This is a genomic window from Kineococcus aurantiacus (genome assembly GCF_013409345.1).
Classification (GTDB): Bacteria; Actinomycetota; Actinomycetes; order Actinomycetales; family Kineococcaceae; genus Kineococcus; species Kineococcus aurantiacus.
Genome location: NZ_JACCBB010000001.1, coordinates 4,210,566 through 4,225,771, shown reverse-complemented (window position 1 = coordinate 4,225,771; position 15,206 = coordinate 4,210,566). Strand labels below are relative to the sequence as shown.

General features: G+C 76.3%; 15 protein-coding genes. 5 read left to right on the top strand and 10 right to left on the bottom strand.

The window, feature by feature from the left end; translation table 11 throughout:
- Nucleotides 1-56: 56 nt before the first annotated feature.
- From BJ968_RS20205 to dut, 4 genes are all read right to left on the bottom strand, one after another.
- On the bottom strand, nt 57-740 hold the full coding sequence (locus tag BJ968_RS20205) for a DUF3159 domain-containing protein (protein ID WP_179754872.1): 684 nt from the start codon (nt 738-740) through the stop codon (nt 57-59).
- A 7-nt stretch (nt 741-747) separates the two neighbouring features.
- Nucleotides 748-1,149: a single stranded DNA-binding domain-containing protein gene (locus BJ968_RS20200; protein ID WP_179754870.1), complete on the bottom strand. Its 402-nt coding sequence runs from the start codon at nt 1,147-1,149 to the stop codon at nt 748-750.
- A gap of 83 nt (nt 1,150-1,232) precedes the next feature.
- Nucleotides 1,233-2,093, bottom strand: coding sequence for a DUF3710 domain-containing protein (locus tag BJ968_RS20195; protein ID WP_179754868.1), 861 nt, complete (start codon nt 2,091-2,093; stop codon nt 1,233-1,235).
- Entirely contained in the window at nt 2,090-2,614 is a 525-nt protein-coding gene (gene dut / locus BJ968_RS20190; RefSeq protein ID WP_343078177.1) for a dUTP diphosphatase, read from the bottom strand. The genes BJ968_RS20195 and dut overlap by 4 nt, the downstream gene beginning before the upstream one ends.
- Nucleotides 2,615-2,659: 45 nt before the next feature.
- On the opposite strand from dut, the gene BJ968_RS20185 reads away from it, so the two are divergent.
- Entirely contained in the window at nt 2,660-3,157 is a 498-nt protein-coding gene (locus BJ968_RS20185) for a DUF3093 family protein (protein ID WP_179754866.1), read from the top strand.
- Here BJ968_RS20185 and BJ968_RS20180 read toward each other — a convergent pair.
- Entirely contained in the window at nt 3,132-3,431 is a 300-nt protein-coding gene (locus tag BJ968_RS20180) for a DUF4193 domain-containing protein (protein WP_106206830.1), read from the bottom strand. The two genes, BJ968_RS20185 and BJ968_RS20180, sit on opposite strands and share 26 nt — an antisense overlap.
- A 415-nt stretch (nt 3,432-3,846) precedes the next feature.
- Between BJ968_RS20180 and BJ968_RS20175 the strand changes: the two genes are divergently transcribed.
- Nucleotides 3,847-4,161 carry a hypothetical protein gene (locus BJ968_RS20175; protein WP_179754864.1) on the top strand — a complete coding sequence of 105 codons (315 nt, stop codon included), beginning with the start codon at nt 3,847-3,849 and terminating at the stop codon, nt 4,159-4,161.
- Between the two features lie 82 nt (nt 4,162-4,243).
- Here the strand turns inward: BJ968_RS20175 and BJ968_RS20170 are convergent, their stop codons facing one another.
- Both BJ968_RS20170 and BJ968_RS20165 read right to left on the bottom strand, forming a co-directional pair.
- Nucleotides 4,244-5,095: an inositol monophosphatase family protein gene (locus BJ968_RS20170; RefSeq protein ID WP_179754862.1), complete on the bottom strand. Its 852-nt coding sequence runs from the start codon at nt 5,093-5,095 to the stop codon at nt 4,244-4,246.
- Between the two features lie 4 nt (nt 5,096-5,099).
- On the bottom strand, nt 5,100-6,230 hold the full coding sequence (locus tag BJ968_RS20165; protein ID WP_179754860.1) for a ferrochelatase: 1,131 nt from the start codon (nt 6,228-6,230) through the stop codon (nt 5,100-5,102).
- Between the two features lie 120 nt (nt 6,231-6,350).
- On the opposite strand from BJ968_RS20165, the gene sepH reads away from it, so the two are divergent.
- Entirely contained in the window at nt 6,351-7,487 is a 1,137-nt protein-coding gene (gene sepH / locus BJ968_RS20160) for a septation protein SepH (RefSeq protein ID WP_179754858.1), read from the top strand.
- A 31-nt stretch (nt 7,488-7,518) separates the two neighbouring features.
- Here sepH and BJ968_RS20155 read toward each other — a convergent pair whose 3' ends face one another.
- From BJ968_RS20155 to BJ968_RS20145, 3 genes are read right to left on the bottom strand one after another with little or no spacing between them, the layout of a single operon-like run.
- The gene (locus tag BJ968_RS20155) at nt 7,519-8,658 is read right to left on the bottom strand and encodes an alkaline phosphatase family protein (RefSeq protein ID WP_179754856.1); all 1,140 of its coding nucleotides are present in this window, start codon (nt 8,656-8,658) and stop codon (nt 7,519-7,521) included.
- A 3-nt stretch (nt 8,659-8,661) separates the two neighbouring features.
- Entirely contained in the window at nt 8,662-9,258 is a 597-nt protein-coding gene (locus BJ968_RS20150; RefSeq protein WP_179754854.1) for a DUF5998 family protein, read from the bottom strand.
- 56 nt (nt 9,259-9,314) lie between these two features.
- Complete coding sequence (locus BJ968_RS20145) at nt 9,315-12,008, bottom strand: bifunctional acetate--CoA ligase family protein/GNAT family N-acetyltransferase (RefSeq protein ID WP_179754851.1); 2,694 nt, start codon at nt 12,006-12,008, stop codon at nt 9,315-9,317.
- A gap of 26 nt (nt 12,009-12,034) precedes the next feature.
- On the opposite strand from BJ968_RS20145, the gene BJ968_RS20140 reads away from it, so the two are divergent.
- Both BJ968_RS20140 and BJ968_RS20135 read left to right on the top strand, forming a co-directional pair.
- Nucleotides 12,035-12,643, top strand: coding sequence for a nitroreductase family protein (locus BJ968_RS20140; protein ID WP_343078176.1), 609 nt, complete (start codon nt 12,035-12,037; stop codon nt 12,641-12,643).
- Between the two features lie 28 nt (nt 12,644-12,671).
- On the top strand, nt 12,672-15,146 hold the full coding sequence (locus BJ968_RS20135; protein ID WP_179754849.1) for a DNA gyrase/topoisomerase IV subunit A: 2,475 nt from the start codon (nt 12,672-12,674) through the stop codon (nt 15,144-15,146).
- Nucleotides 15,147-15,206: the final 60 nt, after the last annotated feature.

The window sequence follows — 15,206 nt, the reverse complement described above, 5'->3', positions numbered from 1 at the left end:
CCGTGCCCGTGGTGGCTCTCCGCGCCCGACGGGGCGCTCCGGTGCGGGACCGGGGGTCAGCGCTGCGCCGGCTCCCCGGCGGGTCCACCGGCGGGTCCCCCGGCCGGGCCGTGGTCGGCCTGCAGCGGCGTACGGCCCTTGAGCAGCACCAGGCCGGCGACGACGATGCCGAGCAGCAGCAACGGCCAGCCCAGGGCGAGCTTGGCGACGGCCAGGGCCGTGGTGTTCCCGGCGAGGTAGAGCGGCAGCTGCACCGCGACCCGCACGAGGTACCCGGCGAGCAGCAGACCGGTCAGCTTCTGGCACAGCGAGACGACGCCCCGGTCCCGCCGCCAGGCGGTGGGCTCCTCGGTGACGGCGCCCACGAGGAAGCCCACGACGGGCCAGCGGGTGACCATGGAGACGGCGAAGACGACCGCCAGGGCCAGGTTGAGCAGGATCCCGGGCAGGAAGACGTCCTGCGACCGGCCGGTGCGGGAGGCGATGAAGGCCGCGACGGCCGTCACGACGATGCCGCCCACGGCGAACTGGAGCGTCTCGCGCCGGGCGACGCGCACCACGAGGGCGACGAGCATCACGGCGATCGAGGCCCCGACGGAGATGGCGAGGTCCTTCGTCGTCAGCCAGCCCACGAGGAACGCCAGCGGCGCCACGGCCGAGTCGACCAGGCCGCGCCACCCGCCGAGGGCGGTCGACAGGCGCTGCCGGACGAGTTCCTCGACGGTCCGCGGACCGCTCACGCGACCCTCAGACCTTCTCGGGGCACACGAGCTCGTAGACCGGGTTGAAGATCACCCGCTGGCCGTCGTCGCAGGCCACCAGGCCCTTGGCCTTCACGCGGCGACCGGGCTCGACACCGGCGATCTTGCGCCGGCCCAGCCACACGAGCTGGACGGACCCCGACCCGTCGAACAGCTCGGCCTCCAGCGCCGGGACCCCGCCGCGCGGGCGGAGCGTCACCGAGCGCAGGGTGCCGCAGACACAGGCCCGGGTGCGGTCGGGGATCTGGCCGCAGGGGGTGCCGCCGTTGCGCACGGCGTCCTCCTGGGCCTCCTCGGCCGCCAGGTCCGATTCCGAGGCGGTGAAACGGGCGAGCGCACGGCGCCACAGCGGCGCGCTCAGCACTGAGGACTTCGACACGGCTCCCACAGTAGGCCCTCCGGAGGTGATGACCAGTCAACGTCACTCGAAGCGCTGCTGTTCCGCCCCGCCGCGGTGCGGCGGGGCGGACCTCAGCGCACCTCGGTGATCTCGGGTCCGCGCTCGAACGGCTTGAGCTCCTCGCGCGCGCCGGCCTCCGGGGCCTGCTGCGGCCGCGCCTGGTCGGGCTGCTGCGGCAGCTCCAGGGCGATGAGCTCGCGGGGGGCCATGGCCTCGGCGCCGCGGACGACGACGGTCTCGCGCACCACGGACTCCAGCTCGGCGGCGGCCGCCGGGTCGTGCGCGGCGGGGCCGGCGAAGACGGCGCGCAGGAACCAGCGCGGGCCGTCCACCCCGGCGAAGCGGGTGGGCTGGTGGGCCGTGCGGCCGTCCTCGGTGCGCACCGGCAACCGGCACAGCAGCTCGCGCCCCAGGGCGCCGTCCTGCTCGTCGACGGCCCCGCCCTGGGCGACGACGGCCTGGGCGATCTCGTGCCGGATCTCGTCCCAGACGCCGGAGCTGCGGGGGGCGGCGAACGCCTGCAGCTGCACGGTCGACCCGTTCACCCCGACCGTGACGGCGATGACGCGGCCGCTGGCCTCCTCGACCTCGAAGCGCAGCTCCATGCCCTCGCGGCCGAGCAGGCGCAGCCCGCCCAGGGCGAGCCGGCCGTCGTCCTCGGGGACCTCGGAGACGTCCCACGGGCCCTGCGAGCGGTCGAAGGGCTCGCCCGCGGGGACGGCGGCACCCTCCGGTCCCCCGGCACCGCCGGGGAGGTCCGAGGCCGCGTCGGCGGCCGCGCGGGCCTCGGGGTCGTCGACGACCCCGTAGGCGGGCGTGGCGGGCTCGGCGCCGGACTCGGCGGTGGTGGCCGACCCGGTGACGTCGGGCGCGTCGGCGCCGGGCCCGGGCTCGACGGTCTCGGCGACCTTGCGGCGGCGGAACAGGCTCACGGTCGCTCCTCGGAGGGCTGGGCGGGGGTCTGGCTCTGGAGAACCTGGCTCTGGAGGGCCTGGCTGAGCGCGTCGCTGCCCCCCGTGGACCCGTGGCCCCCGGCGCCGCGGACGGACTCGGGCAGCTGCTGCACGGGCACGAAGCGCACCCGCTCGACCCGCTGGACCACGAGCTGGGCGATCCGGTCGCCGGCCCGCAGCTCGACGGCCTCGCGCAGGTCGGTGTTGTGCAGGGTGACGCGGATCTCACCGCGGTAGCCGGCGTCGACGGTCCCGGGGGCGTTCAGGGTCGTCAGACCGCGCTTGGCGGCCAGGCCCGAGCGCGGCACGACGAAGGCCGCGTACCCCTCGGGCAGGGCGATGGACACGCCGGTCGGGACGTTGACGCGCTCCCCCGGGCCGACGACGACGTCGACCCGCGTGGTCAGGTCCGCTCCGGCGTCGCCGGGGTGGGCGTAGGTGGGCAGGGCCTCGGGGACCGAGAGCACCGTCTCCACGGGCAGGAGTGGCTGGGGCGTCACGGGGCTCGACCCTACCCCCGCCCCCGCGCGTGCGACCCTGAGCGGGTGCAGAGCGTGACGCGGGCCCCTCGTCCCGGACCCGGGACAGAGCAGGTGTGGGACGGGCGGGAGCGGTGGTGGCCCGCCGCGACGTCGTGGTTGTCGTGGTTGCCGGCCCCCGTGGGCGGTGCGCTGGTCGCGCTGCCCATCTGGGGTCCCGGCGGGGCGGCCGTGGGCGCCGCGGTCGGCGCCCTCGCGGCCGTGGGGGTCCTGCTCAGCCTGGCGTGGACGACGCGGCTGACCGACACCGAGTTCCGCGTCGGCCGGGCGCGACTGCCCCTGGACGTGGTCAGCGGCGTCGACGTCGTGACCCGGCAGGAGCGCCGGGCCGCGCTGGGGCCCGGGCTGGACGCCCGGGCCCACCTGGCGATCCGGTCGTGGATCGGCACCGCGGTGCGCATCCACCTGGACGACCCGGCCGACCCGACCCCCTACTGGGTGGTCTCGACCCGTCGCCCGCAGCGGCTGGCCGCCGAGATCAGGCGGCGCAGTCGTTGCAGATGATGCGGCCGTCGCCGGAGTCGTGCAGCTGGCTGCGGTGCACCACCAGGAAGCAGCTGGTGCACGTGAACTCGTCCTGCTGACGCGGGAGGACCCGCACCGACAGCTCCTCGTTCGACAGGTCCGCGCCGGGGAGCTCGAACCCCTCGGCCGCCTCCGTCTCGTCCTCGTCGACGGCACCCGAGCTCTTGTCCGTGCGACGCGCCTTGAGCTCCTCGATGGAGTCCTCGTTCAGCTCGTCGTCGTTCTTGCGCGGTGCGTCGTAGTCGGTCGCCATGACCTCGCCTCACACTCCATGCCATCTCGTCGTGCCTCCACCGGTGCCCCGGTGCCGCGGGGTCAACGCCCCGCGACGCCGTTCCATGCCCGGTGTCCGCCCGTTCCCCACCCATTGCCTCGCCCGCGCGGTCCACGAGCGAGCACGCATCATGGCCTACCGCCGGGCGTCCTTCGAACCGGGGCGGGTCGCGCGCCGGTGCGGGCCGCCGTCACCCTCAGGGACGCACTCCCGTCTCACACGGCACATCGCTGCTCACGCAACGCGTTTGGCGCTGCGCACCCCGACACCGCGGGAGTTGGCCCGCGGCCGCCGGCGACGTAGTGTGCTCGCGTCCCCGCCGATCCGGCCGCTCGTCCCCGCCCGCCGGGGAACGCCGCCGAGAAGAGCTCCCGACACCCGCAAGGGAGGTGCCGTGCCCGTGCAGGAAGACCGCACGCCCGTCGACGTGACCGTCCTGACCACGCCGTCGACCGGGACTTCGCCCACGTTCGTGGCCGAACTGTCCGATCGCGTCCAGCGCACCCGCGCCACGATCGACTCCGCCGCCGCCGCCGGCGACGACGACCTCGCCCAGGCCCTCCTGGACGACCTCGAGGCCCTCGTGGACCTCGCCGCCACCCAGGACGTGGCGCTGCCCGACACGGTCGCCTACCTGGCCGACCGCCGCCCCGGGACGCTCATCGACCTCACCGGCGTCCGGACGCCGGCCGGGTGCGCCCGCGCCTGACCCCGGTCCCCGCGGAGCCCGGTCCTCACCCGAGGGCCGGGCTCCGCGCACGTCCGGGCGGGTGCGGGGCCCCGGACCGGCCTCAGCCCAGGTCCAGGGCCTCCCGCAGCACCGGCTGCAGGTCCGGACCGGCCGCGACGAGGCCGTGGCCGCCGGCCGGGCCGCCGGCGAAGTCGGTGACCACGGCCCCGGCCTCGTGCGCCACCAGCCACCCGGCGGCGAAGTCCCAGGGGTTCAGCCCCCGCTCGTAGTAGGCGTCCACGCGGCCGGCGGCCACCGAGCACAGGTCCAGGGAGGCCGTCCCGATCCGCCGCAGGTCCCGCACGCGGGGCAGCAGCCGGGCCACGACGGCGGCCTGCTCGGCGCGCCGCCCGGCGTCGTAGCCGAAACCGGTGGCCAGCAGGGCCTGGCCCAGGTCCGGGCCCGGGCCCACCCGCAGCGGCCGGGAGCCGCGCGCGTCGGTGAGCGTGGCCCCCGCGCCCCGGGCCGCCGACCACGTCTCCCCCGCCGAGGGGTCCACCACCGCCCCCGCCAGGACCGTCCAGGTCGCGGGGTCGGGGCGCCCCTGCGAGCGCACGACGGCGACGCTCACGGCGTAGGACCGCAGGCCGTAGAGGTAGTTGACGGTGCCGTCGATGGGGTCGACGACCCACGTCAGGCCGCTGGTGCCCGGCTCGTGGCCCTCCTCCTCCCCCAGGAACCCGTCCTGGGGGCGGGCCGCGCGCAGCAGCCGGCGCACGAGCTGCTCCGAGGCGGTGTCCATGGCCGTCACCACGTCCGTCGGGCTCGACTTGGTGGCCGCGACCTCCACCCGGTCCGGGCGCCCGTCGTGGACGAGCGCGCCGGCGGCGGTGGCCACCTCCACGGCCAGGGCCCGCAGCCGCCCCGGGTCGGCGTCCGCGCCGGGGGCCTGCCGGGCGTCTGGGACCGTCACGGCCTCAGGCCCCCGCCACAGCCGGGCTGCGGTAGTCCTCGCCCGTGGCGGCCGGCAGGTCGGCGCGCAGGTTGCGGCAGCAGTCCACCGGGCACACCGTGTGCGAGGGCCCCAGGGCGCCCGTGGCCGGTCGGGCCGGCGCCTCACCGCGGGCCTGCGCGGCGCGCTCCTCGACGAGGTCGACGAGCCCGGCCACGAACTCCGCGTGCGCCCCGACCGTCGCGGCGCGGGCGAAGGGCAGCCCGATCTCCTCGGCGGTCTCGGCGGCCTCGGTGTCGAGGTCGAACTTGACCTCCATGTGGTCGCTGACGAACCCGATCGGGGCCACCACGACCCCGGGGACCCCGTCGGCGTGCAGCGCGCGCAGGTGGTCGTTGACGTCCGGCTCCAGCCACTGCTGGGTGGGCGGGCCGCTGCGCGAGCAGTACGCCAGGTCCCACTCCAGCGTCCGCCCGGCCCGCTCGGAAGCGCGGCGGGCGACCTCGCCGGCCACGTCGAGGTGCTGGCGCACGTAGGCCCCGCCACCGGCCGCGGGCGGCCCGGAGACGTCGTTCATGGCGTCCGGGACGCTGTGCGTGACGAACACCACACGGGCGCCCGCACGGGCCTGCTCCGGCAGCTGCCCGAGGGCGTCGGCGACGGCCGCGGCGTTGACGTCGGTGAACGCCGGGTGGTTGAAGTAGTGCCGGACCTTGTCGACGTCGAGGCGGCGCCCCTCCTCGGCCAGGGTCTGCAGGGTCCGGCCGAGGTCCTCGCGGTACTGCCGGCAGCTGGAGTACGACGAGTACGCGCTGGTGAAGACGGTCAGCACCCGGCGCGCCCCACCCTCGTGCGCCTCGCGCAGCACGTCGGTGACGTAGGGCTCCCAGTTCCGGTTGCCCCACAACAGGGGCAGTCCGCCCAGGCCGCGGGCGTCCAGCTCGCGGCGCAGCGCGGCGAGCAGCTCCTTGTTCTGGTCGTTGATCGGGCTCTTGCCGCCGAAGTGCAGGTAGTGCTCGGCCACCGCCTCGAGCCGTTCGCGGGGGATGCCGCGCCCGCGCGTCACGTTCTCCAGGAAGGGCATCACGTCGTCGGGACCCTCGGGACCACCGAAGGACAGCAGGAGGAGGGCGTCGTACGGGCTCGCGTCGCTCACGGGCCCATCATCCCCGTCCCGCGGCGGTGGACGCGCCCGGGGCCACGCGGGGCGGCGCGCGAGGTGGCAGAGTGCATCCGCGATGATGGCCCGCATCACGTTTCCGGGAGGGCGCCCCCCATGCAGGACCTGAGGCTCGTCGGGGTTCACGACGACGGAGAGCACGTCGTGCTCGTCGCCACCGACGGCAGCCGCTACCGGCTGCGGGTCGACGAGGCGCTGCGGGCCGCGGTGCGCCGCGACCGCGCCCGGCTGGGGCAGCTGCAGATCCAGATGGAGGCGCAGCTGCGCCCCCGCGACATCCAGGCGCGCATCCGCGCCGGGGAGTCCGCCGAGGACGTCGCGGCGGCCGGTGGGCTGACGGTGGAGCACGTGCGCCGCTACGAGGGGCCCGTGCTGGCCGAGCGCGCGCACGTGGCGGGCCTGGCGCGGCGCACCCCGTACGGCCGCGGTGCGGGCGGGGGCAGCCTCGACGAGGTCGTCGTGGCCCGCCTGTCGGCGCGGGCGGTGGACCCCGAGGGGGCCCGCTGGGACGCCTGGCGCACCGAGGAGGGCGACTGGGTCGTGCAGTGCGAGTTCGTCGCCGGTGGCCGCGGCCGCGTCGCCCGCTGGGGCTTCGACCCGGCCGCGCGGGTGCTGTCGGCCCACGACGACGAGGCCCGGTGGCTGTCGGAGGAGGAGCCGACCGAGCCCGGCCCGCTGCCGGCGCGCCGGCTGGTGTCCGTCCCCGGGGAGAGCCCGCGGCCGGGCGCCGAGCGCGTGTACGACGTCGAGGCCGACGGCGGGGTGCGGACCAACCAGACCGACGAGCTGCTGGACGCGCTGGACTCCGTGCGCGGTGTCCGGCCCGGTCAGGGCGCCTCGCCGTCCCCGTCGTCGGCGGCCGGCGCTGCTCCCCGGGTCGACGCGCTGACGGCGGACCCGCCGCCGGCGCACCCGGCCGACTCCGCCCCCGACGACCTGCCGGACCGGACCGTGCTGCCCGGGGACGGTCTGGAACCGGACGACGCCGCGGAACTGGACGACGCCGCGGAACCCTCCGACGCCGCCGAGTCCACCGCACCCGCCGAGCCCCCGGCCGCCGAGCAGGCCGCCGAACCCGCCGAAGGACCGGCCGCCGAACCCGCCGCCGAGCCCGCCGCGGAGAACGGGGGCCCGCGCCGGCGCAACCGGTCGGCGCGCCGGGCCTCCTCGGGCGCCAAGCGCCCCAGCGTCCCGAGCTGGGACGACATCATGTTCGGCGCGAAGAAGGACTGAGGGGCGCAGCGGCCAGGCCCCCGGCGGCCCCTCAGCAGGGGACGACGAACAGGGGCACGAGCCGCTCGGCGTCCGACAGCGCGCCGTGCTGGCCGATGAGGCGCAGCGTCTGCGGTCGCATCCGGTCCGAGTCCACCACGGCGGTGTCCTCGCGCATGACGGCCAGGACGTCGCCGATGCGGGCCCGGACGCGGTCCTCGACGGGGCCGAACCAGCCGGCGGCCACGGCCTCCGATCGCAGCAGCACCGCCGCCGAGGTGCCCAGCCGCGACCGCCAGGTCGCCGCGACCTGTTCGGCCGCACCGGGTTCGGTGTACAGCTGGACGGTCCGGGGTTCTCCCCCGACGTGCCGGACACCCTTGCGCAGGTCCGGTTCGCCGGCCAGGTCCAGCCGCTGCGGGGGGTGGACGTCGACCATCCCGTGGTCGGCCGTGACGACGAGCAGCGTCCCGCGCGGCAGGCGCCGGGCGAGCTCGGCGAGCGCCTCGTCGACGCGTTCGAGCTCGGCCGTCCACTGCGCCGAGTCCACGCCGTGGCCGTGGCCGGTGTGGTCGAGCCCGCCCCAGTACAGGTAGGTCAGCTGGCGCGGCGCGGACCGCACGGCGGTGACGGCGGCGTCGACGCGCGCCGGCAGCCGGTCGGGGGTGCCGACGAACCGGCCGCCGCGCAGCGCGGCCTCGGTGAGCCCGGAACCGTCGAAGTGCGGCGGGGCGACGCGCACGACGTCGACCCCGGCGGCGGCGACGCGCTGGAAGACGGTGGTGTGCGGCTGCCAGCGGCGCGGGTCGACGGCCGCGTCCCACTGCAGCTCGTTGAGCAGCTCGTCGCGGTCGGGGTCGAGCACCTCGTAGCCCACCAGCCCGTGGCCGCCGGGCGGCAGGCCGGTGCCGATCAGCCCCATGCTGGTGGCCGTCGTCGTGGGGAACCCGGCGGTCAGGACGCGGTGCAGGCCGTCGGCGCGCCAGCGCCGCAGGGTGCCGGTGTGCCCCGACCGCGCGGCCAGCAGCAGCTCCCCCAGGCCGTCGACGAGGACGAAGCAGACCCGCTGCGCCGCGGGCAGCACCAGCTCCGGCGACGCGCCGGCGAGGTCGGGGACCCCCAGGGCGCGGCCCACCGCGGGCAGCAGGTCGGCCAGGGTGTCGCGGCCGTACGCCGGGGCGGGCAGGAGCACGGGTCAGCGGGCCGTGACGGCCGACAGGGCGCGGGCGAAGGCGAGCGCGGCGGACACCGCGTCGGCGCCCTCGGCGGCGCTGGCGATGCGGACGGTCAGGTCGTCGCCGGTCAGGGAGCCGGTGTACCCGTGGTCGGCCTCGCAGTCCGGGTCGGGGCAGGACGCCGGTTCGAGGTCGACCCGGTGCACCGCGCCCCACCCCAGGGTGAGGCTGACCTCGGCGGGGGTCCGGCCGGTCCGGTGGTCGGCGGGCCGGGTCACGACCTGGGACACCACGACGGAGTGCACGCGGGACAGGGCGACCGACTCGGTCGAGCAGACCGCGTAGGGCTCGCTCGCGGTCTCGTCGGGGCCGTGGTCGTCGGCGTGGGCGACGACGAGGCGGGTGGGGGTGGTGGCCAGCACGGTGACGTGCCGGCGGACCTCGTTGGCGTCGAAGGTCGTCTCGGGGTGCACGAGGTGCGCGTCGACGGGTTCGCCCGCCACGGCGGTGCGCAGGCAGTCGGCGACGAGGTCGGGGTAGTACCCGGCCCGTTCGAGGTCGGTGAGCAGGGCGACGGGGAGGTCGGACCCGGCACGGGTGTCGGTGCGCTCGCGCATCCGCTCATCATCCCGTACCCGGCGCGGCCCCCCGCGCAGCGGCGCCAGGGGGCCGTTCACAGGGGCAGGGTGCGCCGGTCGGGGTCGGCCCGGCCCTGCGGCGCGGCGACGCGGACCACCGCGTCCAGGCACGTCACGCCCCGCTCGGCGACCAGGACGGGGCTCAGCCGCAGCTCGGCGATCTCGGGCAGGGCGTCGGCCAGGACCGCGACGCGCGCCACGACGTCCTGCAGGGCGGGCACGTCCAGGGCCGGGGACCCGCGGTGCCCGAACAGCTTGGGGGCGGCCTTGACCGAGCGGACGAGGTCGGCGACGTCGACGTCGGTCAGCGGCGGGATCCGGTAGGCCACGTCGCCCATGAGGTCGATGGGGTCGCCCTCGACGCCGAAGGCCAGGACCGGCCCGAAGAGGGGGTCCTCGGTGCTGCGGACCAGGCACGGCACGCCCAGGGGGGCCATGGGCTGGACGGCCAGGGTGCGCGCCTCGGCCCCGAAGACGCCGTGCATCTCCTCCACGGCCAGCCGCAGCGCCTCCGGCGAGGACAGCCCCAGCCGGACCCCGCGCAGGTCCTGGCGCCCCGACAGGGCCTCCCCCACCGTCTTCAGCGCCACGGGCCAGCCGAACCGCTCGGCGGCCTCCAGGGCCTCCTCCACCCCGCGCACCTCCGCGCGCGGCAGCAGGGGGATGCCCACGGCCTCCAGGAGGGCGTCGCGGGCCTCCCCGGCCAGGGTGGTGCCGTCCGGGTGCTCGGCCAGGGCGTGCTCCACGACGGTGCGGGCCAGGGCCAGGTCGACGCCCTCGGGGGCCACGGGGTGCCCGCGGTCCTTGCGCCGCCACTGGGCGTACCGCACGACGGCGGCCAGGGCCCGCACGGCGTCCTCGGGGGTGGGGAAGCTGGGCACGGTGGGGCAGTCGTCCTCGTCGGCCCCCTCGGCCCCCAGGGACCCCACGCGCGCCGCGGAGACCGACCGGGTGCCCAGGAAGCACGTCACGCACGTCTTGCCGCCCTCGGCCGCGGTCCGGGCCACGGCGGTGGCCACGGCCGCGTCGACGGTGGCCGTCGGGGGCACCCAGCTGGCCACGACGGCGTCGACCCCGGGGTCGGCGAACGCCCGGCGCAGCGCGTCGGTGAACACCTCGACACCGGCCTGGGGGTGCACCGAGGTGGGGCCGTGGACGACCTGCAGGCCCCAGCTGACGCAGGCGTCGGCGGCCAGCGTCCCCAGGGCGTCGGAGTTGCCGACGATGGCGATGCGGGCCCCCGCCGGCAGCGGCTGCTCGACGGTCACCTGCGCGACGTCGAAGAGCTGGTGGACGTTCTCGACGCGGATGACGCCGGCCTGGCGCAGCATCGAGTCGACGACCTCGAACGGCACCTGCGAGCGGCGCACGGTGTGCCCGGGCGGCACGCCGAACCCGGACGCGCCGGACTTGACGACGATGACGGGTTTGCGCCGGGCCAGGCCGCGGGCGACCCGGCTGAACTTGCGGGGGTTGCCCACGCTCTCCAGGTACAGCCCGACGGCGGCGGTGGCCTCGTCGTCGTGCCAGAACTGCATGAGGTCGTTGCCGGAGACGTCGGCGCGGTTGCCGGCCGAGACGAACGTCGACAGCCCCAGCCCGCGCCGGTGCGCCGAGCTGAGCACCGTGACGGCCAGCGCCCCGGACTGGCTGAACAGCCCGAAGCGCCCCGGCGGGGGGACGTCCTCGGCCAGCGTCGCGTTCAGCCGCACGTCGGGGGCGGTGTTCAGGACGCCGAAGGAGTTCGGGCCGATGACCCGCATGCCGTTGGCGCGGGCGATCCGCACGAGCCGGCGCTGCAGCTCCACGCCCTCGGGACCGGTCTCGGCGAAACCGCTGGAGACCACCACCAGGCCGCGCACACCCGCTGCGGCGCAGTCCTCCACGGCCGCCAGCACGGAGGGGGGCGAGACGGCGACGACGGCCAGGTCGACGGGCCGGCCGATGTCGCGGACCGAGGCCAGCAGCCGCACCCCCAGCAGCTCCTCCCCCGCCCCGGCGGGGTTGACGGCGTGCACGGTGCCGGCGAAGCCGCCGGCCACCAGGTCGGCCAGCAGCCGGTGCCCGACGGTCCCCGGCGTGCGCCGGGCCCCCACCACGACCACGGACGCCGGGGTCAGCAGGGCGTTGAGGCTGCGGGCCTCGGCGCGCTGCTCGCGGGCGCGCATGACGTCGACGGAGCGCTCGGTGGGGTGGATGTCGAAGGACACCTCCAGCACCCCGTCGGAGTACCCCTGGCGGACCTCGAACCCGGCCTCGCGGAAGACGCCGATCATCTTGGCGTTGGTGGGCAGGACGTCGGCGGTGAAGCGGCGGATGCCGCGCTCGCGGGCCGCGGCGGCCAGGTGCTCCAGGAGCACCGACCCCAGCCCGCGCCCCTGGTGGGCGTCGGAGATGTTGAAGGCGACCTCGGCCGAGCGGGGGCGGCCGGGGCGCACGGGGGCGGCGTCGAAGCGGGCGATGCCGACGATGTCGTCCCCGACGGTGGCCACCAGCGCGACGCGGTCGACGTGGTCGACCTGGGTGAAGCGGGCCAGGTCGCGCCGGGACAGGCGCGGCATGGGGGCGAAGAAGCGGAAGTAGCGCGACTCCTCGGACTGCCGGTCGTGGAACTGGGCCACGGCGTCGGCGTCCTCGGGCCGGATGGGCCGCACGTGGGCGGTGCCCCCGTCGCGCAGGGCCACGTCGGCCTCCCACCGGGTCGGGTAACCCACGGGCGGCAGCGGCATGGTCCCGATCCTACGAGGATGCGGGGGTGGAATTCCTGGAGGTCCTGCGGGGACGGCGCATGGTCCGGCGCTACGACGGCTCACCGGTCGGCGAGGAGGTCCTGACGGCGGTGCTGGGCGCGGCGCTGCGGGCCCCCAGCGCCGGCAACAGCCAGGGCCGGGACCTGCTGGTGCTGCGCACGGGGGCCGACCGCGAGCGCTTCTGGTCGCTGACGGCGCCCGGCCCGGCCGACCGCTGGCTGACGGGGATGCGCACGGCCCCGGTGGTGGTGCTGCTGCTGGCCGACCCGGGCGCGTACGCGCGCCGGTACGCCGCGGCGGACAAGCCGGGGCCGGACCGCGACGCGGCCGGCTGGGAGGTGTCCTGGCCGGACGTCGACACGGCGATGTCGGGTCTGCTGGTGCTGCTCGCGGCGGTCGACGCGGGGCTGGGGGCCTGCCTGTTCGGGGTGCCGTCGGCGGCGCGGGAGGCGGTGCTCGCGGCGTTCGGCGTCCCGGCCGACCGCCGCCTGGTGGCGGCGCTGACCGTGGGCCACCCCGCGGCCGACGACGCCTCCCGGCCCTCGCGCCGGCACCGGCGGACGGTCGCGGACACGCTGCACGACGGCCGGTTCGGCGCGCCCTGGGGCGGCTGACCCCGCGCGGGGCGGCAGAATGCCGTGCATGCCCAGCCGATCCGCACCTCCGCCGAACGACGTCCGCGAACGGATCGTCGACATCGACGTCGAGCAGGAGATGCAGGGCGCGTTCCTGGAGTACGCCTACTCGGTCATCTACTCCCGGGCCCTGCCCGACGCCCGCGACGGCCTCAAACCCGTCCAGCGCCGCATCCTGTTCATGATGCAGGACATGGGGCTGGTCCCCGTCCGGGCGCACGTGAAGTCGGCCCGGGTGGTCGGCGAGGTCATGGGCAAGCTGCACCCGCACGGCGACGTCGCCATCTACGACGCGCTGGTGCGCCAGGCCCAGCCGTTCACGATGCGCCTGCCCCTGGTCGACGGGCACGGCAACTTCGGCTCCCTGGACGCCGGCCCGGCCGCCCAGCGGTACACCGAGGCGCGCATGGCGCCCGCGGCGCTGCTCATGACGACCGGCCTGGACGAGGACGTCGTCGACTTCGTCCCCAACTACGACGACCGGCTCAAGGAGCCGGGGGTCCTGCCCGCGGCGTTCCCGAACCTGCTCGTCAACGGGGCCAGCGGCATCGCGGTCGGCATGGCGACGAACATGCCGCCGCACAACCTCGTCGAGGTCGTGGGCGCCGCCCGGCACCTGCTCAAGCACCCCGAGGCCGACCTCCCGGCGCTCATGCGGCACGTCCCGGGCCCGGACTTCCCCACCGGGGGCCGCATCGTGGGCCTGGAGGGCATCAAGGACGCCTACGCCACCGGCCGCGGCACGTTCCGCACCCGCGCGACGGTGCGGATCGAGAAGATCGGGCGCCGCCAGGGCATCGTCGTCACCGAGCTGCCCTACGGCGTCGGGCCCGAGCGCCTCGTCGAGAAGATCGCCGACAACGTCAAGAACAAGCGCCTGCAGGGCATCGCGGACGTCACCGACCTGTCCGACCGGCACAAGGGCCTGCGGCTGGTCATCGAGGTCAAGAACGGTTTCGTCCCCGAGGCCGTGCTGGAGCACCTGTACCGGCTGACGCCGATGGAGGAGTCCTTCGGCATCAACAACGTCGCCCTCGTCGAGGGCCAGCCCCGCACGCTGGGGCTGAAGGAACTGCTCGAGGTGTTCATCGGGCACCGCCTGGACGTGGTGCGGCGCCGGACGGCGTTCCGGCTGCGCAAGGCCCAGGACCGGCTGCACCTGGTCGACGGGCTGCTCCTGGCGATCGTCGACATCGACGAGGTCATCGCCATCGTGCGGTCCTCCGACGACGCCGCGGCGGCGCTGGCGCGGCTGGTGGAGCGGTTCTCGCTGTCGGAGAACCAGGGCCGGTACATCCTCGACATGCAGCTGCGCCGGCTGACGCGGTTCTCCCGGATCGAGCTGGAGCGCGAGCAGGCGGAGCTGCAGGCGCTCATCGCCGACCTGGAGTCGATCCTGGCCGACGAGCAGAAGCTGCGGACGCTGGTCGGCGAGGAGCTCGGCCAGGTCGCCGCCGAGCACGGGACCCCGCGCCGGACGGTGCTGCTGACCTCCTCCGGCCCCTCGCCCGCGGCGGGCGCGACGCAGCTGGAGATCGAGGACGACCCGTGCTGGGTCCTCATGAGCTCGACGGGCCTGCTGGCCCGGACCAGCTCCATCGAGCCCCTGGGCACCGAGGGGCGCCGGTCGCGGCACGACCTCGTCGTGGCGGTGGCCCCCGCCACGGCCCGCGGGGACGTCGGGGTCATCACCTCCGCCGGGCGCCTGGTGAAGGTGTCGGTGCTGGAGCTGCCGACGCTGCCGCCGGTGGCGGGCCGGCCCAACGTGTCCGGCGGGACCGGCGTGAAGGAGTTCGTGACGTTCGCCAAGGGCGAGCGGGCCCTGACGATCGTGCCGCTGCCGGTGCCGGGCGTGGAGGATCCCGACGACCCCGGTTTCGCCCTCGCGACGGCCTCCGGCGTCGTCAAGCGCCTCCTGCCGGAGCCGCTGACCAGGCCCGAGGTGGACGTCATCGCCCTGAAGGACCTCAGCGCCCGGCAGAAGGACGAGGTCGTCGCGGCGGTGAGCCTGACCTCGGGCCAGGAGGACCTGGTCTTCATCACCACCGACGCGCAGCTGCTGCGGTTCCCGGCCTCGCTGGTGCGCCCGCAGGGCCGGGGCGCGGCGGGCATGGCGGGGATCAAGCTGTCGCCCGGTGCGCGCGTGGTGTCGATGTCGGCGGTCGGCCCCGACGCGGTTGACCCGGTGGTCGTGACGGTCGCCGGGGAGTCCGGCGGCGGGGTCTCGCAGGTGGGGTCGGCGAAGGTGACGCCGCTGTCGGAGTACCCGTCCAAGGGGCGGGCGACGGGCGGGGTGCGCTGCCACCGGTTCGCCCGCGGGGAGGACACCCTGCTGCTGGCGTGGGCGGGGTCGAACCCCGAGGCGGCGACGTCGACGGGTGCGGCGGTGGCGCTGCCGGGTGCGCAGGGGCGGCGCGACGGGTCCGGGACGGCCCTGGACAAGCCGGTCGCGGCGCTGGGCGGGACGCCCTCGACGTCCTGAGGGCCCCCGCGCGGGCCGGCGCCGGGCGTGGCGGCTGGCCCCGCCCGGTCGTAGCGCGGT

Coding starts and splice junctions, on each gene's coding strand:
- BJ968_RS20135 (WP_179754849.1), top strand. CDS start 12,672: ATGCCCAGCCGATCCGCACCTCCGCCGAACGACGTCCGCGAACGGATC.
- BJ968_RS20150 (WP_179754854.1), bottom strand. CDS start 9,258: ATGCGCGAGCGCACCGACACCCGTGCCGGGTCCGACCTCCCCGTCGCC.
- sepH (WP_179754858.1), top strand. CDS start 6,351: ATGCAGGACCTGAGGCTCGTCGGGGTTCACGACGACGGAGAGCACGTC.
- BJ968_RS20180 (WP_106206830.1), bottom strand. CDS start 3,431: ATGGCGACCGACTACGACGCACCGCGCAAGAACGACGACGAGCTGAAC.
- BJ968_RS20145 (WP_179754851.1), bottom strand. CDS start 12,008: ATGCCGCTGCCGCCCGTGGGTTACCCGACCCGGTGGGAGGCCGACGTG.